Source organism: Pelagibacterium limicola (genome assembly GCF_015694405.1).
GTDB lineage: Bacteria > Pseudomonadota > Alphaproteobacteria > Rhizobiales > Devosiaceae > Pelagibacterium > Pelagibacterium limicola.
The window spans coordinates 150,071-173,942 of record NZ_JADQDB010000007.1; the positions used below are offsets into that span (position 1 = coordinate 150,071).

The following is a 23,872-nucleotide window of genomic DNA, read 5'->3' on the forward strand; positions in this document are numbered from 1 at the left end:
CTTCAGGCGCTGCGGCGGACCTGCCTGGCAATCCGTCCGCTCATCCAGCCCTCGAACGACTCCCGGCTCATCGGCTTTGCATAATGATAGCCCTGGTGAACCGCACATCCCAAGGCCATCAGGAACTGGCGTTGCGCCTCGGTCTCCACCCCTTCGGCCACAAGGGTCATGTTGAGGCTCTGCCCGATGCCGATGACCGCCATTACCACCGCCTGCGCAGTGGCATCGGTCTCGATCCGGTCCATGAAACTCCGGTCGATCTTGAGTTCGGTCACGGGCAGGCGCGCGAGCAGCGACAGGCTCGAATGTCCGGTACCGAAATCGTCCATCGACAGCCTGATGCCCATCTCGGCGAGGCTGCGCACATTGGCGACGACGGCGGGCGTTTCCTCGAGCATCACGCCTTCGGTGATCTCGACGGTCAGGTCGGACGGGACCAGCTTGTAACGTTCGAGGCAAACGGCAACGCTCTCGCAAAAACCGCGGTTGCGGAACTGCTGAGGAGATATGTTGACGGAGATCGCCGGCACGTCGAACCCCCGGGCCCGCCAGTCGGCCAGCTGCGCGCAAGCGGTACGCATTGCCCAGTTGCCGATGGCTTCGATAACACCGATCTGTTCGGCAATCGGGATGAACCTGCCGGGGCTCACCGGCCCGAATTGAGGATGCGTCCAGCGTGCCAGAGCCTCGGCCCCATAGATCGCACCGCTATTGCCATCGACCTGGGGCTGGTAGACGAGTTCGAGTTGATCGAGCGCGATTGCCTCGCGCAAGGCGGTGCCCAGAACCAGGCGCTCCTTGTTGAGCGCCCGAGCCTCGGGGTCGTAAAATCCGTAGGACCCCCGCGCCTCGGCCTTGGCTTCGAACATCGCCGTTTCGCAATGGCGCAGCAGTCCGTCTATGTCCTTCGCATCGTCGGGATAGAGCGCGATCCCAACGCTCGATGAGATGGGAAGCGTCACATCCGCCGCCTGGACCGGCTCGAGAAGCGCAGCGATTACATCGCGTGCGTGACGCGCCGCGTTTTCCCGGTCTGTATCCTCAAGCGCAATGATGAAGGCATCCCCGTTCAGCCGGCAAACCGCGCCCTGATAGCCGAAGTGGTCAGACAAACGCCGCCCAACTGCCGTCAACACGCCATCGCCCACCGGCGCGCCGAAAGTGTCGTTGATGTCCTTGAAACGATCGATGTCCACGCACAAGAACGCCATGCGCATCCTGCGGCCGGTATCGCGACGCAGCTTTTCGCCGATTCGGCGGCGAAGAGAGGCACGGTTTTGCAGACCCGTCAGCCCGTCGAAATAAGCCAGTTGGTTGATGCGCGACTTGGCTTCCTCGCGCTCGATCGCCATCCCGCATAAATGAACGCAGGTATCGACGATCTGCTGATGCCAGGCACTAGGACCGCGCTCGTCAGCGAAATAGAAGGCAAAGGTTCCCGTAACCTTGCCGTCCCGCATCAGCATTGGAGTCGACCAGCATGCCCGGATTCCCAGTCGCATGAATGGCTCGCGATACGCCTCCCATGCCGGATCGCTGGCAATGTCAGGGGTCACGACCACCTCGCCGCGCCATGCGGCCGTCCCACAGGTGCCGACACCCTCGCCAACCGGAAGGCCGTCAATGAACTCGGCTATCGAGGACGGCAGCGAGGGGGCGGCAAGCGGGCGCAGACGTCCCTCGTTGTCAATCGCAATTACCGAACTCACGATATCGGGCGCCAGCGCCTCCACCTGCGAGCAGATCGAATTCATGAGCTCGACAAGCGGCACGTCGCGCGCCATCGCCTCGAGCACCTCGCGCTGAAGGACCTGCAGCCGCTTGGTGTTGGTGATATCGGCTAGGAGGGCAACCACGTGGGTGAGCTGGCCTTTCTCGTCAAGGACAGGCTCGAGCCGCGCTGAAACCCAGATTGGGTCGCCACTTTTGGTGCGCAGCAGCAAATCGTCGTGAAAGGCGGTTTCCCCGTACAGGCTGTGCTGAGCGCGCTCGTGCACCTTGATGTCGGTCAGCGGTCCGGCCAGCAACTCCCATGGGCGCGTTGCCAAAATATCGTCGAGGGTATAGCCGAAGAGCGTCGTGAAGGCAGGATTGACGTAGCAGACTTCACGGTCTGAGCCCGAAATCAGGATGGCCCGGTCGGTACGCGACATGGCCATCTCTATGAAGTCGAGCATGTCCCCTCGCTTTTCTGGCAGACCCTTGTTTCGCTCGCTGAGCATGACCCCCGCCCGCGCCCCTCGCTGTGTTGACGGCCTTCTCGCCGCGGGAGACAGTCTGCGAGTCAAGACTTAACGATTTGTCGCGCCGCGGCACGCCCGCGCCAGACGGTTGACTCTGGGGTTAACAAACAGCTTCCCGAAGCCGGATAATACCGCCCAAACCTATTGTCAGGAGGCGAGCAGCTCGTGCCGGGGCATGGCCACCGCGTCTGCTATCGTCGTCTGGTCGAGCACCTTGCGCGTGGCATCGGCCACATGAGCAAAGACCTGGCGCGTTTCACAGTTGGTCTCATCGAGGCAATCCGCGCATTTCCTGTACGCCGTGATCGAAAGGCACGGCAGCGGGGCGATCGGTCCATCCACGATGCGCAGAACCTCGCCATAGGTAATCTTATCGGCCGGACGTAAAAGCACATACCCACCGCCCTTGCCCCGCTTGCTGGTCAGCAGGCCCTGACGCTTAAGGTCGAGCAGGATCTGTTCAAGGAACTTCTTGGGAATTCTGTGCACCCTTGCGATGTCGGAAATGACCAACGGCTCGCTTTGCGGCGCACGCGCGAGGGCGATCAGAGCGCGCAACGCGTATTTTGCTTTCTGTGAAATCATAGCCATGACAATGCCTTGGCAATAGGACGCGCGGAAAATCCGCCAACCCGATAGGATTTGTCAACTATACCGCAAATCCGGCAGGTCTGCAATCTGGGGGATGGTGGGAGTAACTGGGATTGAACCAGTGACCCCTGCCGTGTGAAGGCAGTGCTCTCCCGCTGAGCTATACTCCCGTCAGACGGCCTGTGCGTCTGGTTTCCTGCCGTCAATGCCGGCCGGAAGAGAGAATGGTGGGCGTAACTGGGATTGAACCAGTGACCCCTACGATGTCAACGTAGTGCTCTCCCGCTGAGCTATACGCCCATCTCTCATTCGCCGGGCCACCGGGAGCGGCCCTGCTGGCGCGGATACACCATAAAACCCCCGCCCGGGTCAATAGGGTATGTCCCCCAATTCGCGCGTTCAAGTCCCGAGGCGTATTTCCGGACCGGTCAGGCCGCCAGAAGCCGCTCGACCTCGCCCACGAGATCCTTGAGATGGAAGGGCTTGGACAATACAGACGCCCCCTTGGGTGCCTGGCTGTCGGGGTTAAGCGCGACGGCGGCAAATCCCGTGATGAACATGACCTTGAGATCGGGATCGAGTTCGGTCGCGCGGCGCGCGAGCTCGATCCCGTCCATTTCCGGCATCACGATATCCGAAAGCAGGAGGGTGAACGGTTCCTCGCGCAGCCGCTCATAGGCGGCCCGGCCGTTGTCGAATGCCACGACGTCGTATCCTGCGTTCTTGAGCGCCCGCGTGAGAAATCCGCGCATATCGTCATCGTCTTCAGCCAGAAGAATCCGGTTCATCATCGTCCCTGTGCCCGTGAACGCCCCATGAAGGTGATTCGCATGTTTTACAATAGCCTCGCGCCATGCAACAGCGATTGCATTGTCCGGTGGACAAGTACCCAAAGGCCATGCACACTCATTCCCAACAGGGCATTGATTTGCCCCATGTCGAGGAGGCGCCGTGGATTCGGACTTCAAGGACCGGCCTGCATTCGAGACGATCCGTCCGCGCCGCCAGCTTGCGCCCATCGTCTTCAATTCTCCCCATTCGGGCTCCGACTATCCCGAGCGGTTCCTGAGGCAGTCGCGGCTCAACAACCTCGCGATCCGTCAATCCGAAGATGCCTATGTCGACGAGATCTTCGCCCGCGCCCCGCATCTGGGCGTACCGCTCCTGCGCGCGCGCTTTCCCAGGGCCTATCTCGACGTCAACCGCGAGCCCTACGAGCTCGATCCGCGCATGTTCCGCGAGCCCTTGCCCGACCATTTCAATACGTCGAGCCCTCGGATTGCCGCCGGGCTCGGGACAATCGCCCGCATCGTTTCGGAAAATCGCCCCATCTATCGCGAGCTTCTGACGCTCGAAGACGCGGCCATGCGGATCGAGGGAATCTACAAGCCGTATCACCTGGCCCTGCAGGGCCTGTTGTCGGACACACTCGCGCGCTTCGGGGTCGCCGTCCTGATCGACTGCCATTCCATGCCCCGCCTCTCGCGCGGCAACGACCGGTCGGCTCCCGATGTCGTTTTGGGCGACCGCTACGGTGCGGCCTGCGCGCCGGCGATTGTCGATCTGGTTGAAAACGTCTTCGCCGGAGCGGGGTTGAAGGTCGCGCGCAACCGCCCCTATGCCGGCGGGCATAATACCCGCACCTATGGCCGTCCGCGCTACGGCGCCCATGCGATCCAGATCGAGATCAGCCGCCATCTCTATATGAACGAATCGACTCTCGAACGGCATGAGGGTTTTGCAGCGCTATGCCAGCTCGCCAACAGGCTTGTCGCCGCGCTCATCGATTTCGACGCCCTGGCACTGGCCCGTACGCAAGAGGCCGCCGAATAAGGCGGACCGAATTTCCAAATCTGCCGGGAAGAAAAGAGTGGGCCGCTCAAAGCGGCCCAAGTCAAGGGAGGAAACGTTGGCAGTTCTCTCGATTTCCACAAGTGGAAAAGAACCACCAAACCATCATGCAATATTGTGCTTGAACCTTTTTAAGGGCGAGCGCAAGTCACTGGCTTGCGCGATTGCCTACAAACGGGACCCCCTGTTGCAAAAAGGAATCACTTTTTGAAACGTTTCGTTAAGGTTCATGACCAAAGGGTTTACAATCGCCCTCCCGCGCCCGTTCTCATCAAGATTTTGGCAAGACATGACTATTTCCCCCGGCCAGCCGCCTGACGCTGCGGCAATCACCCGAACCCTGCTCGCGGCGGCCGAGGCGGCACGCCGTCCGACGCTGGAAAATTTCCGCACCCATTTGGCTGTGGACAACAAACATGCCAGTGGCTTCGACCCCGTGACCGCCGCCGACCGCGAAGCGGAGACGGCGATCCGGGATGTTATCTCCGCGCACTTCCCCGAACACGAGATCATTGGCGAGGAGTGGGAGAAGAAGACCACCGGCAGTCCCTATGCCTGGATCATCGACCCGATCGATGGCACGCGGGCCTTTATTTCGGGTGTTCCCGTCTGGGGAACGCTGATTGGCCTTGTTTGCGAAGGGAAGGCGATCGCCGGCCTGATGGAACAGCCCTTTACGGGAGAGCGATGGATGGCCGCGGGCGGCAAGGCCACATATTCACGCGGGGGCCGCAGCGAGCCGTTGAACACCAGCACCGTCGAGGCGCTCTCGTCCGCGCGGCTGTCGACCACGTCCCCCGAACTGTTCCAAGGCACCAGCGCCGCCGCCTGGTCGGCGATCCGCGACGCCTCGCTCGTCGTGCGCTACGGGCTCGATTGCTATGCTTACAGCCTGCTGGCCTCCGGCCATATCGATCTCGTGGTGGAAGCCGGGCTCAAGGACGTGGACATCGCTCCGCTCATCCCGATCATCGAGGCTGCCGGAGGCGTCATCACCACATGGGATGGCGGGCGGGCCGAACATGGTGGCACATGCGTCGCGGCAGCCACGCCGAAGCTGCACACCGATGCCCTGCGCATTCTGCGCGAAGCGATGCTGGGCACCGCCTAGAACCCCGGTCTAGGGCGCCTGCTCGGTGATGAAGGCGTCGAACGCGGCGAATACCTGCTCGCGAATGGCATCGGTTTCCATGAACAACTCGTGCCGCCCTCCCGGGATCACCACGTGATGGCCATTGCGCATGCGCAGGCCCAGCATTTCCGTAGCGGCGGTATCGACCACGCGATCGAGTGCGGCCGCGCAGATAAACACCGGTATCTTGAGACGGGCCGAGAAGTCGTCGGCATTGACCTGACGCATGGCATCGAGCGAGGAACCGATCCATCCCAGCGTCGGGGACCTCACCTCAAGATCGGGCCGGGCCGCCAGAATATCCACCGCGCGCATATAGCGTGCCTTGTCGCCGGTGAGAGGATTGCCTGGAAACCGCGTCTCGCTTTGCGGTTCATCCTGGGGACGACGGAGGGGTAGACGCGAGAGCCCGGCAAATCGCAGTGCCCGGACAATCCGCGCCGCGCCCTTGAGCCCGAACGGCAGGCCGGGCAAGGAAACCAGCGGAGATGTCAGAAACACACGATCGAACATCAGCCGGTCGCGCGTTGCGGCCAAGAGCCCAACCAGCCCGCCGGTCGAGTGCCCCACAAGGTAAAATGGCGGCGGGCATTCGGGCAGCAGTATCTGGGTGTGAAACGATGAAAGGTCGGTCCAGTAATCGTCGAAATGCTCGACGAAACCGTGCCGGGCATCGGCAATCAGCCGCGCCGACCCGCCCTGCCCCCTGAGATCGAACGTCGCGACCGCAAAGCCGCGTTTCTGGAAATCGGCAATCGTTTCGAAGTATTTTTCGATGAACTCGGCCCGCCCCTGCACGAGGCATACCGTGCCCTTGCTGACCGTCCCCTTGCGCGGAAAGGTGGCGTAGCGGATACGGACTTTGTCCTGGGTTTCGATAACCCCGACCTGCGCGCCCTCGGGCATGGGATTGGATGGCACTTCGCACAACAGGGGGGTGGCGGCATCGATAGTTGCGGTCATGGTCCGGAGCTTGTCTCACTTGCAATCGCAAGTCACTCTAGAGCCAATCCCTTACCGGACCCTGCATGGAAGGCTCAAAAAAAGCGAGAGCGCGCCTGCCGGGTGGACAGACGCGCCCTCTTTTTACAGCTAGCACCGTTGCGGGGGGCGGTGAACGGCGCCGCTGTCGAACACGGGAACCCCCCGCGTTCTTGAACCCGTTATAGGCCCCCCTCCCTGAACCGCTTCCGAGCAGGCCGTTCATATGGCATTCATCGCCGCGCCGCCCCCTCTTGAACCTGAAATTTCCCGTTCCTATCTCCTTGTTGTCCGCCGGATGACCCGGGGACGCCGACCGGAAAAGTCCTTGCCTTTTTGGGAGCCAACTCCGGCCAGCAGAGATGTGATTCTTGCTTTCACGAACCAGGAGAACACAAGATGCAACGACTTGATTTCACCCCGTTCTACCGCTCGACGGTAGGATTTGACCGGCTGTTCTCGCGCCTCGACAATCTTGTCGGCGAAGACGCCAAGACCTATCCGCCCTATAACATCGAGCGCACCGGCGATGATGCCTACCGCGTCTCGATTGCCGTTGCCGGTTTTGCGCCGAGCGACATCGCCATCGAGACCAAGGAAAACAGCCTGCTCGTCAAGGGTGCGCGCGGGAACGGCACCGAGGACAAGAACCGGGAATTCCTCCATCGCGGCATTGCCGAGCGCGCCTTCGAGTTGCGCTTTCAGCTTGCCGATTATGTAGAGGTGTCCGGTGCCAGCCTCGAAAACGGTCTGCTCCACATCGAACTCAAGCGCGAACTGCCCGAATCCAAGCGTCCGCGCCAGATCGAGATCAAAGGCGGCACCCCGCCCACGATCGAGAACAAGACCGTCAACTAACCTTCGATCTCCTCATCCGCCTCCGTGGATGAAAGGGCGCATAGCCGAACAGGCTATGCGCCCTGTTTGTGTTGAGCGCCTCCGGCGGCTAATAATGATGGCAACACTTGCCGCCGCCCTAAAAATCTGCCAATGTCGGCCCTAAAATAGGACAGCACTATTGTCCATTAGGGGATAACCCCCTATTAATCGCCCGCTTCTGCCGTCTCCCGGCATGAACGGACGTCAAAGGCTCAGGGCCGCCCGGCTGATGGACGGAGGAGGCGGTAGAGCTTTTGCGGGACCTTCAAGGTCCTTTTGAGTGGCCATTTGGATGCAGCGCCGCTCCATAGTAAAGAAACCGGTCTGCTCACCCGAGCCGTACATGCGACCCTGTACGACCCGAGCGACGGACCTGCACGGACCAAGGGCGTACCCGAGAGTTCGGATTTTTTGGCGAGGACTTGATATGGGCGAAATGGACAAGAGTTTGACGGGCAGAGCAACGCAGGTTTCCGGCGCCGCTGCAACCAAACGCGCGTCTGCGCTGGGCCTCTATGATCCGCGCAACGAGCACGATGCCTGCGGCATCGGCATGATCGCCAATATCAAGAACAAGAAAAGCCACGAAGTGGTGCAGAAGGGGCTCGAAATCCTCGAGAACCTCGAGCATCGTGGCGCGGTTGGCGCCGATCCCCTCATGGGCGATGGCGCGGGTATCCTCGTGCAGATACCGCACGCCTTCTTCAAGAAGACGGTGGGTTTCGACCTGCCCGATATGGGCCATTACGCGCCCTTGATGATTTTTTATCCCAACGATCCGGCGTTGCGGGACCGCTGCGCCGCACTCGTGCGCAAGACGATCGAGGCCGAGGGTCTTTCCGTTCTCGGCGAGCGCGTCGTGCCATTCGACAATTCATGCCTTTCCGACGGCGTTATCGCGACGCAGCCGATCATCGAGCAGATGTTCGTTTCGCGGCCCGAAGGCCTGGCCGATCTCGACGCATACGAGCGCCGGCTGCTCATTACACGCAAGGTCATCTCGAACACCGTTTACGGCGAGATCCCCGAAGTCCAGGACGACAACGGCTTCTACATCGTCTCGATGTCGGCCCGCACCATCGTCTACAAGGGCATGTTCCTTGCCGACCAGCTCGGCCGGTTCTATCCTGACCTCCACGACGAGGATTTCGAGAGCGCGATTGCCCTCGTTCACCAGCGGTTCTCGACCAATACTTTCCCATCCTGGAAGCTGGCCCACCCTTACCGGATGACCATCCACAACGGGGAGATCAACACCATCCGCGGCAACGTCAACTGGATGGCGGCGCGGCAGGCTTCCGTCGCTTCGGATCTGTTCGGCGACGAGATTTCCAAGCTCTGGCCGATCTCCTATGAGGGCCAGTCCGACACGGCCTGCTTTGACAACGCGCTCGAATTCCTCGTGCGTGGCGGCTATACGCTGCCCCACGCGGCAATGATGCTGATCCCGGAAGCCTGGGCCGGCAATCCCCTGATGGACGAGGAGCGCCGCGCCTTCTACGAATACCACGCAGCGCTGATGGAACCGTGGGACGGCCCTGCCGCCATGTCCATGTCCGACGGACGCTATGTGGTCGCGACACTCGACCGCAACGGGCTGCGGCCCGCGCGCTATCTCGTGACCCGTGAGGGCCATGTGGTGCTGGCGTCCGAATCCGGCGTGCTCGACATCCCCGAAGAAGACGTCCTCGAGCGCTGGAGGCTCCAGCCGGGTCGGATGCTGTTCATCGACCTCGAAGAAGGCCGCATCGTCTCGGACGACGAGATCAAGAAGACGCTGGCGGGCAAGAACCCTTATGCCAAGTGGCTGGGCAAGACCCAGATCGTCCTCGAGGACCTGCCCGAGACCGAACCCAAGGCCCCGGCAACGACCGAGAGCCTGCTCGACCGCATGCAGGCTTTCGGCTACACCCAGGAAGACATCAAGCTCCTGATGGCGCCGATGGCGACGACCGGACAGGAAGCGGTCGGCTCAATGGGCACCGATACCCCGCTCTCGGCGCTCTCGGACAAGCCCAAGCTGCTCTACACCTATTTCAAGCAGAACTTCGCGCAGGTCACCAACCCGCCCATCGATCCGATTCGCGAGGAATCGGTGATGAGCCTTGTGTCCTTTATCGGCCCGCGCCCGAACCTCTTCGACCTCGAGGGGCTTTCGACCGTCAAGCGCCTTGAAGTGCGCCAGCCCATCCTCACCAACGAGGATCTCGAAAAGATCCGGGCGCTGGGGGACATGGCCGACAACCAGTTCCAGACCGTCACCCTCGACATCACCTACGATGCGGAAAAGGGTGCCGAGGGCATGGAAGCGGCGCTCGATGCGCTGTGCCAGCGCGCCGAAAGCTCGGTGCTCAACGGCTACAACATCATCGTACTCTCCGACCGGCTTGTTGCCGCCAACCGCATGGCGATCCCCGCGCTCCTCGCCACTGCAGCGGTTCATAACCACCTGATCCGCAAGGGACTCCGGACGTCCTCGGGGCTTGTTGTCGAGACGGGCGAAGCGCGCGAGGTGCATCACTTCGCAGTGCTCGCGGGGTATGGCGCTGAAGCGATCAATCCCTATCTAGCCTTTGAGGCACTGGCCGCCTTCCATGCCGAAAGCGAATTTCCGCCCGAGGTCGACGCCCATGAGGTGATCCACCGCTACATCAAGTCGGTGGGCAAGGGGCTTCTCAAGATCATGTCCAAGATGGGCATTTCGACCTATCAGTCCTATTGCGGCGCGCAGATTTTCGACGCCATAGGCCTGTCGTCGGAATTCGTCGAGCGCTTCTTCTTCGGGACCGCGACCTCCATCGAAGGTGTCGGACTATTCGAAGTTGCAGAAGAGACCCGCCGCCGGCACGAACTGGCCTTCGGAGAAGATGTCGTCCTGCGCAAGGCGCTCGATGTCGGCGGCGAATACGCCTACCGCATCCGCGGCGAAGCCCATGCCTGGGACCCCGGCATTGTCGCAAACCTCCAGCACGCCGTCCGCACAAAGGACATCAGCCCGGAAGAGGCGCAGGCGCGCTACGACGCTTTTGCGCAGGCCGCAAACGGCGACAGCGCCAGCCGGATCGCCATCCGCTCGCTGTTCGAGGTCAAGCCGCTCGACACCGAAATCGACATCTCAGAAGTCGAGCCCGCCGAAGCCATCGTCCGGCGTTTTTCGACCGGTGCCATGAGCTTCGGCTCGATTTCGCGCGAAGCACACACGACTCTTGCCATCGCCATGAACCGGATCGGTGGCAAGTCCAACACCGGCGAGGGCGGCGAGGAGCCCGACCGTTTCAAGCCCCTGCCCGATGGGACGATGAACCCGCAGCGCTCGGCCATCAAGCAGGTTGCCTCGGGCCGGTTCGGTGTCACGACCGAATATCTCGTCAACGCCGACATGCTCCAGATCAAGGTTGCGCAGGGCGCCAAGCCTGGCGAGGGCGGCCAGTTGCCCGGGCACAAGGTCGATTGGGTGATCGCCAAGACGCGTCACTCGACGCCTGGCGTGGGCCTGATTTCGCCTCCGCCCCACCACGATATCTATTCGATCGAAGACCTGGCACAGCTCATCTACGATCTCAAGAACGTCAACCCCGCGGCAGACGTTTCGGTCAAGCTCGTCTCCGAGGTCGGCGTTGGCACGGTTGCGGCCGGCGTCGCCAAGGCACGTGCCGACCACATCACGATCTCGGGATTTGACGGCGGCACGGGGGCCTCGCCCCTGACGTCGCTAAAGCACGCGGGAGGGCCCTGGGAAATCGGGCTTGCCGAAACCCACCAGACGCTCGTGCTCAACCGGCTGCGCTCGCGCGTTGCCCTGCAGGTTGACGGCGGGTTCAAGACCGGCCGCGACGTGTTGATCGGTGCCCTGCTCGGGGCGGACGAATTCGGCTTTGCCACCGCGCCGCTTATCGCGGCCGGCTGTATCATGATGCGCAAGTGCCATCTCAACACCTGCCCAGTCGGCGTCGCCACCCAGGACCCTGTGCTGCGCAAGCGCTTCAAGGGCACGCCTGAACACGTCATCAACTACTTCTTCTATGTCGCTGAAGAGTTGCGGGGGCTGATGGCCAGGATGGGCGCTCGGACGCTCAATGAATTGATCGGTCGTTCTGACCTGCTCGACCAAACCCGGCTCGCCGATCACTGGAAGGCGCACGGGCTCGATTTCTCGCGGCTGTTCTACAAGCCCGCGCCCATCGGCGGCGATACGCTCCATCATTCCGAGCGCCAGAACCACCATCTCGAGGCGGTGCTCGACCGCGAACTGGTCGCCAAGGCGCGCGACGCCATCGACACCAAGGTCCCAGTTCAGTTCGAAATGCCGATCCGGTCGCTCAACCGCTCGGTGGGCGCGATGCTTTCGGGCGAAGTTGCCAAGAAGCACGGCCATGCGGGCCTGGCCGACGATACGATATCGGTCACCTTCCGCGGCACGGCAGGCCAGAGCTTCGGCGCATTCCTCGCCAAGGGTGTGAGCTTCGATCTCATTGGCGACGCCAACGACTATGTCGGCAAGGGTCTCTCGGGCGGCCGTCTCGTCATCCGGCCTTCGGAAAAGGCACAGATCGTCCCTGAGGAGTCGATCATCGTCGGCAACACCGTGCTTTACGGTGCGATCGCCGGGGAGTGTTATTTCCGCGGCGTCGCAGGAGAGCGTTTCGCCGTACGTAACTCGGGCGCCATCGCGGTCGTCGAGGGTACAGGGGATCACGGCTGCGAATATATGACCGGCGGCCTCGTCGTTGTCATCGGCAAGACCGGCCGCAACTTTGCTGCCGGCATGTCGGGTGGCATCGCTTATGTGCTGGACGAGGACGACACCTTCCGCTCGCGCTGCAACCTTGCGATGGTCGATCTCGAACCCGTCGCCGAGGAAGAAGAGCTCATGCAAAAGCTCCACCATCACGGGGGCGACCTCGAATGGCATGGCCGCGTCGATATTTCGGGCGACATGACCGGACACGACGACGAGCGCCTTTACCAGCTCATCTCCAACCATCTGCACTACACCGGTTCGGGCCGGGCCAAACATATCCTCGACAATTGGGAGCAGTACCGGCCCAAATTCGTGAAGGTGATGCCCGTCGAATACCGCCGGGCCATGCAGGAAATGGAAGCGCGGCGCGCCGGCAAGATCGCCCGGCCGGCCGCCGAATAGGAGGGAAAGCTATGGGTAAGGTCACAGGCTTTCTGGAAATCGACCGGCAGGAACAGCGCTACGAGCCCGCCTCGGACCGCGTGCGGCATCATCGCGAGTTCACGATCCCGCTCACCGAGCCCGAGGTGCGCAACCAGGCGGCGCGTTGCATGGATTGCGGCGTCCCCTATTGCCACGACGAAACGACGGGCTGTCCGGTCAACAACCAGATCCCCGATTGGAACGACCTCGTTTACAACGGCAAATGGGAGGATGCGGCGCGGAACCTGCATTCGACCAACAACTTCCCCGAGTTCACCGGCCGCATCTGCCCCGCCCCCTGCGAGGAAGGCTGCACGCTGAATCTCGAGGACATTCCTGTTGCGATCAAGACCGTCGAGCAATCCATCGCCGATAAGGCGATTGGAAGCGGCTGGATCAAGCCCCAACCGCCAAAGTCGAGCACCGGGAAGAACATCGCTGTCGTCGGGTCCGGCCCGGCCGGACTTGCCGCCGCCCAACAGCTTGCGCGGGTCGGGCACGAGGTGCACGTCTACGAGCGCGAGCCAAAGCCCGGCGGGCTTTTGCGCTATGGCATTCCCGACTTCAAGATGGAAAAGCACCACATCGATTTCCGTCAGCACCAGTTGGAAGCCGAAGGCGTGATCTTCCATTTCGGGGAGAATATCGGGGTGACCCGCCCGCTCTCGGACCTGCAGTCCGGCCATGACGCCGTGCTGCTCTGTGGCGGCGCTGAGCACCCGCGCCATCCGGGCTGCGAGGGTACCGAATATGAAGGCGTGCACTATGCCATGCCCTATCTGGTCCAGCAGAACCGCCGCAATGGCGGGGAACAGGTGACCGACGAGCCCATCCTTGCCGCGGGTAAATACGTCGTGGTGATCGGAGGCGGCGATACCGCGTCAGACTGTATCGGTACCGCCTTCCGCCAGGGTGCGGTTTCGGTCACCCAGCTCGACATCAGACCGCAACCTCCGCAAAAAGAAGACAAGCTCACCAACTGGCCAAATTGGGCCGTCAAGATGCGCACCTCCTCCTCGCAAGCCGAGGGTGCCGTGCGCGAGTTCTCCGCCGGAACGCTTGAGATCGTTGCCGACGAGGCCGGTCACGTTGCAGGCGTCAAATGTGCACGCGTCGGGATTTCCCGCCAGCCCATCGAAGGCACCGATTTCATCCTCAAGGCCGATCTCGTCCTGATGGCCATCGGCTTTGCCCATCCGGTCCATGAAGGCATGCTCGAACAACTGGGCGCCAGGCTGGACAAGCGCGGCAACCTTTATGCCGACACCTTCAGTTACAAGACCTCGGTCGAGGGCGTCTACGCCGCCGGCGATATGCGGCGCGGCCAGTCTCTCGTCGTCTGGGCGATCCGCGAAGGTCGTCAGGCCGCCCGTGCCATCGACCTCGACTTGATGGGGAAAACCGCGCTGCCGCGCTGAGGCCCGAGTGATAAATTGAACGAATTGGACAAATAACGTTCAATTCGTTCAATTAAAAATTTTGCCCCGTTACTTCATCACCGTCCTGCGGCGCATCGACAGTATATTCCCGCGCGCTCCGGGCGGGGATCGAGAGGTCAACGCCCGGAGGGATTGTCCACCGCCACCGGATCACGGCGGGGTACGCCGAAGGCATCAATGCGGCCGGCAGGTGCGCTCAGCATGTCTTCGATGTCGAAGCCTTGGCTGGCCGCGATCGGCGTGCCGGCCACGATCAGATCATTGGCGCGATGGGTCTGGGTGCCGATCTGCTGCACGGGGCTGGCCATGTCGATGAGCCGGCTTTGTCCCAGCCCCTGAAAGGGCGGGCGCAGCATGTTGGCGGCATCGGTTCCAGCCAGAGGATCGGCCACCTCAAGCCTCGAGCCGCCCCCGCCGTGATATTGGCTGATTGCCCGGTCGACATAGAAGGCGAGCTTGTCCGAGCCGGCGGCGGAAAAATGGATGCCGTCCGCCTTACGCATGGTGGTGATGTTTCCGTTGAGGTCCGGCCCGGTCGGCGTATAGCCGCCCGTCTCGCTCATGTAGCGCTCGAAGGTCTCGACCCACTCGCCACCCGCCGCCTGAACCGCAGCCCGATGCAACGCCGATATCTGGGCCATATCCGCACCGTACTGGGCGCGCTCCATAGGCGGCAGTTCGATCCATACCACCGGCTTGCCGGCCCCATTGAGGGCAGAAAGAAACCGGGCGACCCGCTCCGAATAGGCTGCACGCCAGGCCTCGCTCAAGGGCGCAGATGAACCGATGGCCTGCCGGTCGTTGACGCCGATGATCACGACGGCAATATCGAACCCATTCGCGGCGATGGCCTCTTCGAGCGCCGTCTGCCAATTGAAGTAGTCTTCGCGTACAAAGCCAGAGGAGCCGACTCCGCGCTCGATGATGCGCACATTGTCGTCCTCGGCGTAGAACCGCTCGAGGCCTCGTGCCAAGTCGACCGCCATCGAATCCCCGAAGACCATCACCCGCTTGGCATCCGCGGCCTTCTGGACCTCCGGACGGGGCGGCGGAGGCGCTGCGGCTTGTGCCGGCGCGCGCGGCGGAGCCGCTCGGCTGGGCGCTGGCGCCGGCGCAGGCTGAACCTGTTGCTGCTGTTGGGGCGGACCGAACAGAAGCTCGAAAAGATTGCGCGGCCGCTGTTCCTGCCCGAACGCCGGCCCTGCCGCAAACAGCAGCATCGCGACGGCGAGAGGAATGAGTGGGTACCGGCTCATGGAAGCAAGTGATACCCCATTCGGGCGTCGGCTCAAAGCGGACCCGTCAATAGATCGACGGCCTGTCATTGCGGGTATTGAGATACTGCTCCCAGCGATGGGCCATATCGACAATCTCGCGCAGGTCGTCATGCCTCGGCGTCCAGCCCAACGCCTTGATGCGGTCGGCGCTCGCCACGATTGACGCCGGATCGCCTGCCCGCCGAGGACCGCGCTCCACTGGAAAATCGACGCCAGTCACCGACTTGACGGTATCGATGACCTCATCGACCGAGAACCCCCGGCCATAACCGCAATTCATCGTTTTGCTCTCCCCGCCCCTACGCAAATGATCGAGCAAAACAGCGTGAGCGGAAACGAGATCGCTGACATGGATATAGTCCCGGACGCAGGTGCCATCGGGGGTGGGGTAATCGTCGCCAAAAACGCTCATCTTTTCGCGCAGTCCCAGCGCGGTCTGAACCGCGACCTTTATGAGATGGGTCGCCCCTGCCGCTGACTGGCCCGACCGCAATTGGGGATCGGCGCCCGCGACGTTGAAATAGCGCAGGACGCCGTACGTCATGGGATGGGCCGCTGCAACGTCTGCCAGCATCCATTCGGTCATCAGCTTGGAACGCCCATAGGGCGAAACCGGATTGAGAACGGCATCCTCGGAGACCGGTTCGAGCCCCACCATGCCGTAGACCGCAGCGGTCGATGAAAAGATGAAGTGCTTAACCCCGCCCGCAACGCATGCCTCGATAAGATCGCGCGAGGCGGCAGTGTTGTTCTTGTAGTATTTGAGCGGGTTTTCGACCGACTCCGGCACGACGATCGAACCTGCGAAATGAACCACGGCCTCGACATTGTGCTGCGCGATAAGCTCACCGACCAAGGCCTGGTCGGCAACGCTTCCCTCGATGAAAGTCACCCGGTTGTCGACCAGCCATCCGAACCCGGTGATGAGGTTGTCAAGTACCACGACCTCTTCGCCCGCATCGGCCAGCGCCAGCACCATATGGCTGCCGATATAACCCGCACCACCTGTCACGAGAATGCTCATCTGATATCTTCCGGTTCGCCAATTGGTTGGGATTGCATACCGATCTGCAAATAGGGGTGCAACCACCGGGCGAAAAATGGCATTAAACAGTTTGAAAATGCATTACCCGCCAGCCGGGATAACCATTTGATTTGAGGGAGAGTTGGTTTTGGTAAACCGTGTCCGCACTGCCGTATTCCCCGTTGCCGGTCTCGGCACCCGCTTTCTGCCCGCGACCAAGGCGATGCCCAAGGAAATGCTCACGGTGGTGGACAAACCCATCATCCAATATGCGGTGGATGAGGCGCGCGAGGCGGGAATCGAGCATTTCGTGTTTGTCACCGGCCGGAACAAGGGCGTTATCGAAGATCATTTCGACCGCCAGTTCGAGCTCGAGGCCACCCTCGAGGCGCGCGGCAAGGAAAAAGCCCTCGCCGAATTGCGCCGCGATCTTCCCCGCCCCGGACAGACGAGCTTCACACGCCAGCAGGAACCGCTGGGCCTGGGGCACGCGGTGTGGTGTGCACGCGATATCGTGGGGCGCGAGCCCTTCGCGCTGCTCCTGCCCGACATGATCTTTCAATCCTCCCCCGGTGTTCTCAAGCAGATGATGGATGCCTACGAGGAAACCGGCGGCAATGTCATCGCGGTCGAGGAAGTGCCGATGGAGAACATTTCATCCTACGGCGTCGTTGCCCGGGGGGACGGACCCGATTCGAGCTTCAAGATCACTGGCATGGTCGAAAAACCCAAGCGCGAGGACGCGCCATCCAACCTCATCATTTCGGGGCGCTATATCCTGCAGCCCGAGATCTTTTCGCTTCTTTCCGAGGCAACGGCCGGCGCAGGCGGGGAAATCCAGATCACGGATGCCATGCACCAACTGATGGATCGCCAACCTTTTTCCGGCGTCAAGTACAGGGGCCGCTCCTTCGACTGCGGCTCGAAAATCGGTTTCCTTACAGCCAATGTCGTGTTTGCGCTGGACCGGCCCGATATCGCCTCCAGTTTCATGGCCGAGCTCAAGACGCTTACCGGCGACCTCCCCATCAGTATTGAAGCGTGACCCCTGCGCTCATTCTATGTTCGCTCGCGTCCTGCGGCGTCGCCCCAGGGTCGCTGCGCCAGCCATAGCCATAATCGAGGGCGAACACAGAATGGGGACCCAGAATGACGTCTGCCCCTACGCCCGCGCCGTAGCGCCGGACGAGCGTGCCCGTACCCTGCGCCTCGGCCCATGAACCGCTGGCGCTGCCCCGCAGGGACAGCCACTGGTTGACCTTGTAAGCGGCTTCGAACGCGAGCGTGTGGTCGAGGCTGGCGACCACGCCATTCCGGCCCGGCTCGATTGCCGTGTCGAATGCGAGGCGCAGGCGCAGAGTTGGGTCCGGGCTGAAACCGAGCGCTACCCCATAAAGCAGCGCCTCTGTGCCGGGGAGAACAGCCGCATCGAACGTGCGCCAGCCATATCCCACGGAGGCTTCGAAACTCGTCATGTCGTGCCAATTGGCAGTAACGCCGGCACGGGTCGCATAATCCCATCCGCTACGGCTCGCGCCGATATCGGCCGAAACCCTGTCGAACTCTTCGCGCGCGACATCCCCCGAGACGAAGACCCCGAAAATCGGCGTCAGCGCATAGCCGAGCCGCATGCCACCCGAGAAACGGGTGTGGTCCGACCCGGAATTGTCGATCACCCCACCCCCCGCCAATACCGTCTCTCCGGTCTGACTTCGGGCGACACCGAGCGAGCCCGTGAGATCGAAATGGCCAAACTGCCGAGACAGGGCCGCGTCCGCGGAAGCGCGGAATTGGAGCGGAGCTGTCATCACGCCCGAAGGCGTGACGTCAATTCCTCCGGGATCATCCTGGGAGACCTCGATGGCGCCGTTGAGACTGAGCCGGGTTGAAGGGCCGAGCGCATGGTCGAGGTTCGCATCAAGGCTTGCGGCCCCCACTCTCGCTTGGCCATCAAGCGGCTGCACGATCGTCGCCGTTCCCGACACGGCGGCGTTCGTGCCCTGCCCGCGATAGACGAGCCCGGCATTTGGGACGAGGTGCGCTTCGTAACGGTTCGTGCCGCCCGAGTGAACGAAAGACCCCCGCAACGCTACGCCATAGGTGGCGCGCCAGACCGTGGAGGGCCTAACGGGGTACTGGCCCGGATCGTGGAGTGGCACGGTGGAGACAGCCGGCTGCACGGATGGCGGCGTCTGGGATAGGGGCGCAGCGAGAACGAGCGGGGCGGACGGCGGCGGCACCGGAGGCGCCGGTGGAGAGGGCGTGTCCTTCGAATAATGGCAAAGCATTGCGGGTTCGCAGAAGGGCGAGAACGACCCGCGCAAAAGATCAGGATTGTTCGTGAACGAACCGTCGCCCTGGCCATGAACAAGCGTCGCGGAAGCTGCGCAAAACGCGCCCGCGAGCAGCAGCGTCCTCAAAGTCCTCTTGGCAAACGGCACAGATCGTCTCCACGGGTGCCGAAGCACCCTGAAACGAGGCTTTCAACTTATGGTTAACAAAGCCTTACGATCGGGGTCGAACGAAACGATTTCTTAAGACGACCCGACCGGCTCGACGTGGAGTACAGAGCTTTGGGCGCCGACGATGCGCACCACGGTCCCCGCCGGAAGCTCTGGGCCGGTAACCTGCCAAACCGTGTCCTCGATTCTGACACGGCCCACGCCGCCTTCTATGGCCTCGGCCAGAGCGACCTCGCGCCCAAGATAGCGCGCGGTCCGCCGATTGAGCATCGGGCTGTCCGAGGGCAACGCCTTGCCGAAGCGCCGCCGTTGATAACCCGTCCAACCGGCCACCAGCACGAGAGAAAGAACGCCGAACAGCCCCCACTGCAGCGGCGCTCCGATACCCGAAACGATGGCCGCAAGCCCGGTAATGACTGCCGCTGCGCCCAACCAGACGAGAAACACGCCGGGCGCCGCAAGCTCGAGCGCAAGCAGGATCAGCCCAAAGACGATCCACGACCATCCCCCGTACTGCGCGATGAATTCGATGACGGCCATTTCCGGCTCCTAGTTCTCCGACCGCGTCGAGGGCGGGCGGCTGCCCGAACTCGCCTGCCGCTTGGGCGCATCGCCCCCGAACGTTTCGCGCGCGATCTCGGCAATGCCGCCGAGCGCGCCGATGACGTTGGCGGCTTCGACGGGCAGCATCAGCACCTTTTGGTTGGGCGCCGACGCCACCGACTCAAGCGCCTTGATGTAGTTGTTTGCTACGAAATAGTTGATTGCCTGCACATCGCCCTTGGCAATGGCTTCCGAAACCATCGTCGTTGCCTTGGCTTCCGCCTCGGCCGAGCGCTCGCGCGCTTCCGCATCGCGGAACGCTGCCTCGCGCCGACCCTCGGCTTCAAGCACCTGCGCCTGCTTTTCGCCCTCGGCTTTCAGGATCTGGGCCTGTCGCTTGCCCTCCGCCTCGAGGATCACGGCGCGGCGGTCGCGCTCGGCCTTCATCTGCCGGCCCATGGCATCGACGAGATCCTTGGGCGGATCGATATCCTTGATCTCGATGCGCGTGATCTTGACGCCCCATGGCGCGACCGCCGCATCGACCACCCGTAAAATGCGCGCATTGATTTCGTCGCGATGGCTCAAAAGCTCGTCGAGATCCATCGACCCCATCACCGAGCGGATATTGGTCATGGTGAGGTTGAGCACCGCAAGTTCGAGATTGGCCACCTCATAGGCGGCGGCCGGCGCGTCGAGGATTTGATAGAAGGTGACGCCATTGGCGGTGATCGAGGCGTTGTCGCGGGTGATAACCTCCTGATGGGGCACATCGAGCACCTGCTCCATCATGTTGAGCTTGCGCCCGATCCCGTCGATGAACGGCACGATGATGTTGAGGCCAGGTTTGAGTGTCCGCGTGTAGCGCCCGAACCGCTCGACGGTATAATTATAGCCCTGCGGGACCGTCTTAACCCCTGCCAGCAGCACCAATACGGCCAGAATGCCGATGGTGATCAATACGATGCTTATCCCGTCCATGCCCCAACCCTCCGACTATGTGAGTCGCCCCGAATGAAGTTTCCGCAAAATAGGTGTGATGCGCGGCGCTGGCAATCGGCAACGCTTCCCCGGCCGAATGCACACGATTCTTGACATCAGACCAAAGACGACCGTAATTGAAGCGATGGGGATCCGCGACCTCCCCACGAGGCGCCAGCCAAAGTTCGCGTTCCATTCAAAGCCCGAACAAAGGAACGCACATGCCTGCGCCTAATTCCATATCGCCCGAAAAGCTCGCCCGCATCATTGGCACGCCCAAAGCGCCCCTCCTTCTCGACGTAAGATCCGACGAGGATTACGCGACAGACCCACGCATCCTGCCCGGCAGCGTTCGTGCCGACGATCGATCGCTGGGCCACATCGCCGCAAGACTCGCCGGTCAGCCCGCCATAGCATACTGCCAGGCCGGGCACCGTCGCGCCCAAGGTGCCGCAGCCTGGCTGCGAGCCGAAGGGTGCCCGGCCGAATATCTCGAAGATGGTTTCGAGGGCTGGCGCACCGCTCATCTGCCGCTGATCGATCCGGCCAAATTGCCGGCACGCGACGCGCAGGGCCGCACGGTCTGGGTTACGCGTTCGCGGCCCAAGATCGACCGCATCGCCTGCCCCTGGCTCATCCGCCGTTACCTCGACCCGCGTGCCGTCATTCTCTTTGTCGCCCCTGCCGAGGTGATTGGCGTCGCCGAGCGCCACGACGCCGCCCCCTTCGACGTCGAAGGCGTATTCTGGAGCCATCGGGACGAGCTTTGCACCTTCGACGTCATGCTGGCAGAGTTCGGGCTGTCGATCCCGGCGCTCTATCGACTGGCCGCTATCGTGCGCGGCGCCGATACCGCGCGACCTGACCTTGCGCCCGAAGCCGCCGGGCTGCTCGCGGTATCCTTGGGATTATCGCGGATGTATAGCGACGACCTGGAACAGCTCGACGCTGGGATGATAGTATATGACGCCCTCTTCCGCTGGGCGCGGGACGCCGGCGACGAAACCCACAACTGGCCCACCAACAAGCCTAAGGCCCAATAATGAGCGAAAACGGTTTTCCCACGCTCGCCCAAGCCACCCGGATCTGGGCCCGCATCGGCTTCTTGAGTTTTGGCGGTCCGGCGGGCCAGATTGCGCTGATGCATCGCATTATCGTCGAGGAGAAACGCTGGATTGGCGAGCAGCGCTTCCTCAACGCGCTCAATTTCTGCATGCTGCTTCCCGGCCCGGAAGCCCAGCAACTGGCGATTTATCTTGGTTGGCTGATGCACCGAACCCTGGGCGGGATCATCGCGGGCGTACTGTTCATCACGCCGGGCTTTTTTGCCATCCTGGCGTTGAGCTATCTCTATGTGGTTCTGGGGTCCGTACCGGTCGTTGAGGGGCTTTTCTTCGGGCTCAAGGCCGCCGTGCTCGCCATCGTCGTCCAGGCGCTGATCCGCATCGCCAGCCGCGCCGTGCGCAATCGCGTGATGATCGGCATCGCCGCAATGGCCTTCGTTGCGCTGGCTGTCTTCAATATCCCTTTCCCCATAGTGGTGCTGGGCGCCGGGCTTATCGGCTATGCCGGGACGCGAATGGGCATGACCCAGTTCTCGGGAGGCGGTGGCCACGGCGGGGCCAAGGGCGAGGCCCTGGCCGACGCCGATTCGGCACTTGGCGCTAACCTGCCCGCCCACGCCCGGCCCAATCCGGGATGGGCGTTCAAGATTTCCGCGGTCTTGGCCGCGCTCTGGCTCGGCCCGGTTGCTCTGCTCGTTCTAGTGCCGGGGCCCGAGAACGTCTTCACGCAGATAGCGCTCTTTTTCTCACAGATGGCGGTCGTCACCTTCGGTGGCGCCTATGCAGTGCTTGCCTATGTCGCGCAGGAGGCCGTGCAGAACTACGGATGGCTCGCCCCTGGGGAAATGCTCGATGGTCTGGGGATGGCCGAGACCACGCCCGGCCCGCTCATCCAGGTGCTCCAGTTCGTGGCTTTTATCGGCGCCTGGCGCGATCCAGGGCCGCTCGATCCCTACCTAGCCGCCACGCTCGCTGCGCTGCTGGCAACCTGGGTGACATTCACCCCGTGCTTTTTGTGGATTTTCCTCGGCGCGCCCTTCATCGAAAGGCTGCGCGAAAATGCTGCGCTATCTGGCGCACTGTCCGCAATTACCGCCGCAGTGGTGGGTGTCATCGCCAACCTCGCACTCTGGTTCGGCTTTCATACGCTTTTCGCCCAACAACTCGCCCTTCGTCTGCCTTGGGGGGAGTTGGACCTACCGGTGCCGCAAAGCCTCAACCTGCTCGCACTGGCACTGGCGCTGACGGCCGGCATAGCCTTGTTCCGGTTCAAGATCGGCGTGCTGCCCCTCATCCTCGGCACCTCGGCGGTCGGCGTGGCGCTGGGGCTGACGGGGCTGGTCTAGAGCCAGCCCGAAAGCTCGCGGCGGGCGATGGATTCGATCATTCGCATCCCGTCTGGCGCATCATTGAGGCAAGGGATATAGGCATATTTTTCGCCACCCGCCTCCATGAAGGCGTAACGGCCTTCCATCTGGATTTCCTCGAGCGTCTCGATGCAATCAGCCGAAAAGGCGGGCGCCAGAATCGCCACTTTCTTGATGCCCTTGGCCGGCAGGCCTTCAAGCGTCTCGTCCGTATAGGGCTGGAGCCATTCAGTCGGCCCGAACCGGCTTTGGAAGGTGACCATCAGCTTGTCTTCGGGCCACCCCAGGTGCTCGCGCAAAAGCCGGGTGGTCTTGACGCACTGGCAGTAATAGGGATCGCCCTTTTCGAGATAGGTCTTGGGCATGCCATGATAGGACGTGATGACGCGATCAGGCACGAAATCGAGCCCCGCAAGCCCATCGGTAATCGATTTGGCCAGCACCTCGATATAGAGCGGATCGTCGAAATAGGCCGGCACCGTGCGCACCGCGGGCTGCCAGCGGATAGCGGCCAGCGCTCGGAACGCCTGATCGTTCGCGGTCGCCGTGGTGGTCGCAGAATATTGCGGATAGAGGGGGAACAAAAGGATGCGGTCGCACCCGGCCTGGTGCATTTTTTCAATCACGCTTTGCGTGGACGGGTTGCCGTAGCGCATCGCGTACTCGACCATGACGTCGTCGCGATCCGCAAACGCTGCCGCAAGCTTCTCCGTCTGCTTGCGGGTGATCACCCGCAACGGGCTGTCGTTTTCCTCGCGATCCCAGATCTTGGCATAGTTCGCACCGGCCTTTTGCGGCCGGAAGGAAAGGATCACACCATTGAGCAGCGGCCACCAGATGAGCTTCGGCGTCTCGATGACCCGCGGGTCAGACA

At 62.2% G+C, this 23,872-nt stretch carries 18 protein-coding genes and 2 tRNA genes; 8 read left to right on the forward strand and 12 right to left on the reverse strand.

The features are described 5' to 3' along the window. Window positions 1-2 precede the first annotated feature (2 nt). The 5 genes from I2G20_RS15155 to cpdR form a co-directional block, all read right to left on the reverse strand. On the reverse strand, window positions 3-2,222 hold the full coding sequence (locus I2G20_RS15155) for an EAL domain-containing protein (protein WP_196260581.1): 2,220 nt from the start codon (window positions 2,220-2,222) through the stop codon (window positions 3-5). A 168-nt stretch (window positions 2,223-2,390) separates the two neighbouring features. Next, a complete protein-coding gene (locus I2G20_RS15160; RefSeq protein WP_196260602.1) occupies window positions 2,391-2,828 on the reverse strand; it encodes an RrF2 family transcriptional regulator in 438 nt (145 codons plus the stop codon). Between the two features lie 101 nt (window positions 2,829-2,929). Further along, a tRNA-Val gene (locus tag I2G20_RS15165) sits at window positions 2,930-3,004 on the reverse strand. Between the two features lie 55 nt (window positions 3,005-3,059). Further along, window positions 3,060-3,134: transfer RNA gene (locus I2G20_RS15170), tRNA-Val, on the reverse strand. Between the two features lie 128 nt (window positions 3,135-3,262). Further along, entirely contained in the window at window positions 3,263-3,622 is a 360-nt protein-coding gene (gene cpdR, locus I2G20_RS15175) for a cell cycle two-component system response regulator CpdR (RefSeq protein ID WP_196260603.1), read from the reverse strand. A 163-nt stretch (window positions 3,623-3,785) separates the two neighbouring features. Between cpdR and I2G20_RS15180 the strand changes: the two genes are divergently transcribed. Both I2G20_RS15180 and hisN read left to right on the forward strand, forming a co-directional pair. After that, complete coding sequence (locus I2G20_RS15180; RefSeq protein WP_196260582.1) at window positions 3,786-4,667, forward strand: N-formylglutamate amidohydrolase; 882 nt, start codon at window positions 3,786-3,788, stop codon at window positions 4,665-4,667. Between the two features lie 307 nt (window positions 4,668-4,974). Further along, window positions 4,975-5,796, forward strand: a complete 822-nt coding sequence (hisN, locus tag I2G20_RS15185; protein ID WP_196260583.1) for a histidinol-phosphatase — start codon at window positions 4,975-4,977, stop codon at window positions 5,794-5,796. A gap of 9 nt (window positions 5,797-5,805) precedes the next feature. On the opposite strand, the gene I2G20_RS15190 is transcribed toward hisN, so the two are convergent. After that, window positions 5,806-6,780: an alpha/beta fold hydrolase gene (locus tag I2G20_RS15190; RefSeq protein WP_196260584.1), complete on the reverse strand. Its 975-nt coding sequence runs from the start codon at window positions 6,778-6,780 to the stop codon at window positions 5,806-5,808. 417 nt (window positions 6,781-7,197) lie between these two features. Here I2G20_RS15190 and I2G20_RS15195 point away from each other — a divergent pair, with 417 nt between their 5' ends. The 3 genes from I2G20_RS15195 (at window position 7,198) to I2G20_RS15205 (ending at window position 14,259) form a co-directional block, all read left to right on the forward strand. Then, on the forward strand, window positions 7,198-7,656 hold the full coding sequence (locus I2G20_RS15195) for an Hsp20 family protein (protein WP_196260585.1): 459 nt from the start codon (window positions 7,198-7,200) through the stop codon (window positions 7,654-7,656). Window positions 7,657-8,104: 448 nt separating this feature from the next. Continuing rightward, entirely contained in the window at window positions 8,105-12,820 is a 4,716-nt protein-coding gene (gltB, locus tag I2G20_RS15200; RefSeq protein WP_425502650.1) for a glutamate synthase large subunit, read from the forward strand. Window positions 12,821-12,831: 11 nt separating this feature from the next. After that, window positions 12,832-14,259, forward strand: a complete 1,428-nt coding sequence (locus I2G20_RS15205; protein ID WP_196260586.1) for a glutamate synthase subunit beta — start codon at window positions 12,832-12,834, stop codon at window positions 14,257-14,259. 137 nt (window positions 14,260-14,396) lie between these two features. Here I2G20_RS15205 and I2G20_RS15210 read toward each other — a convergent pair whose 3' ends face one another. After that, on the reverse strand, window positions 14,397-15,536 hold the full coding sequence (locus I2G20_RS15210; RefSeq protein WP_196260587.1) for an SGNH/GDSL hydrolase family protein: 1,140 nt from the start codon (window positions 15,534-15,536) through the stop codon (window positions 14,397-14,399). A 46-nt stretch (window positions 15,537-15,582) separates the two neighbouring features. Continuing rightward, the gene (galE, locus tag I2G20_RS15215) at window positions 15,583-16,581 is read right to left on the reverse strand and encodes a UDP-glucose 4-epimerase GalE (RefSeq protein WP_196260588.1); all 999 of its coding nucleotides are present in this window, start codon (window positions 16,579-16,581) and stop codon (window positions 15,583-15,585) included. 148 nt (window positions 16,582-16,729) lie between these two features. Here galE and galU point away from each other — a divergent pair, with 148 nt between their 5' ends. Continuing rightward, complete coding sequence (gene galU / locus I2G20_RS15220; protein WP_196260589.1) at window positions 16,730-17,626, forward strand: UTP--glucose-1-phosphate uridylyltransferase GalU; 897 nt, start codon at window positions 16,730-16,732, stop codon at window positions 17,624-17,626. Here galU and I2G20_RS15225 read toward each other — a convergent pair. The 3 genes from I2G20_RS15225 to I2G20_RS15235 all read right to left on the reverse strand — a co-directional run bounded on the left by I2G20_RS15225 (window position 17,610) and on the right by I2G20_RS15235 (window position 20,567). Then, the gene (locus tag I2G20_RS15225) at window positions 17,610-19,022 is read right to left on the reverse strand and encodes an outer membrane beta-barrel protein (RefSeq protein ID WP_196260590.1); all 1,413 of its coding nucleotides are present in this window, start codon (window positions 19,020-19,022) and stop codon (window positions 17,610-17,612) included. The two genes, galU and I2G20_RS15225, sit on opposite strands and share 17 nt — an antisense overlap. Before the next feature lie 93 nt (window positions 19,023-19,115). Next, complete coding sequence (locus I2G20_RS15230) at window positions 19,116-19,583, reverse strand: NfeD family protein (RefSeq protein ID WP_196260591.1); 468 nt, start codon at window positions 19,581-19,583, stop codon at window positions 19,116-19,118. A 9-nt stretch (window positions 19,584-19,592) separates the two neighbouring features. After that, a complete protein-coding gene (locus tag I2G20_RS15235; RefSeq protein WP_196260592.1) occupies window positions 19,593-20,567 on the reverse strand; it encodes an SPFH domain-containing protein in 975 nt (324 codons plus the stop codon). Between the two features lie 221 nt (window positions 20,568-20,788). Between I2G20_RS15235 and I2G20_RS15240 the strand changes: the two genes are divergently transcribed. Both I2G20_RS15240 and chrA read left to right on the forward strand, forming a co-directional pair. Further along, window positions 20,789-21,610, forward strand: a complete 822-nt coding sequence (locus I2G20_RS15240) for a chromate resistance protein ChrB domain-containing protein (protein ID WP_196260593.1) — start codon at window positions 20,789-20,791, stop codon at window positions 21,608-21,610. After that, window positions 21,610-22,977 carry a chromate efflux transporter gene (gene chrA, locus I2G20_RS15245; protein WP_196260594.1) on the forward strand — a complete coding sequence of 456 codons (1,368 nt, stop codon included), beginning with the start codon at window positions 21,610-21,612 and terminating at the stop codon, window positions 22,975-22,977. The genes I2G20_RS15240 and chrA overlap by 1 nt, the downstream gene beginning before the upstream one ends. Here chrA and hemH read toward each other — a convergent pair. Then, on the reverse strand, window positions 22,974-23,872 hold an 899-nt coding region (gene hemH, locus I2G20_RS15250; protein ID WP_196260595.1), incomplete at its 5' end, for a ferrochelatase. The genes chrA and hemH overlap by 4 nt on opposite strands.

Coding starts and splice junctions, on each gene's coding strand:
- I2G20_RS15155 (WP_196260581.1), bottom strand. CDS start 2,222: ATGCTCAGCGAGCGAAACAAGGGTCTGCCAGAAAAGCGAGGGGACATG.
- I2G20_RS15160 (WP_196260602.1), bottom strand. CDS start 2,828: ATGATTTCACAGAAAGCAAAATACGCGTTGCGCGCTCTGATCGCCCTC.
- cpdR (WP_196260603.1), bottom strand. CDS start 3,622: ATGAACCGGATTCTTCTGGCTGAAGACGATGACGATATGCGCGGATTT.
- hisN (WP_196260583.1), top strand. CDS start 4,975: ATGACTATTTCCCCCGGCCAGCCGCCTGACGCTGCGGCAATCACCCGA.
- I2G20_RS15190 (WP_196260584.1), bottom strand. CDS start 6,780: ATGACCGCAACTATCGATGCCGCCACCCCCCTGTTGTGCGAAGTGCCA.
- I2G20_RS15195 (WP_196260585.1), top strand. CDS start 7,198: ATGCAACGACTTGATTTCACCCCGTTCTACCGCTCGACGGTAGGATTT.
- gltB (WP_425502650.1), top strand. CDS start 8,105: ATGGGCGAAATGGACAAGAGTTTGACGGGCAGAGCAACGCAGGTTTCC.
- I2G20_RS15205 (WP_196260586.1), top strand. CDS start 12,832: ATGGGTAAGGTCACAGGCTTTCTGGAAATCGACCGGCAGGAACAGCGC.
- I2G20_RS15210 (WP_196260587.1), bottom strand. CDS start 15,536: ATGAGCCGGTACCCACTCATTCCTCTCGCCGTCGCGATGCTGCTGTTT.
- galE (WP_196260588.1), bottom strand. CDS start 16,581: ATGAGCATTCTCGTGACAGGTGGTGCGGGTTATATCGGCAGCCATATG.
- I2G20_RS15230 (WP_196260591.1), bottom strand. CDS start 19,583: ATGGCCGTCATCGAATTCATCGCGCAGTACGGGGGATGGTCGTGGATC.
- I2G20_RS15235 (WP_196260592.1), bottom strand. CDS start 20,567: ATGGACGGGATAAGCATCGTATTGATCACCATCGGCATTCTGGCCGTA.
- I2G20_RS15240 (WP_196260593.1), top strand. CDS start 20,789: ATGCCTGCGCCTAATTCCATATCGCCCGAAAAGCTCGCCCGCATCATT.
- chrA (WP_196260594.1), top strand. CDS start 21,610: ATGAGCGAAAACGGTTTTCCCACGCTCGCCCAAGCCACCCGGATCTGG.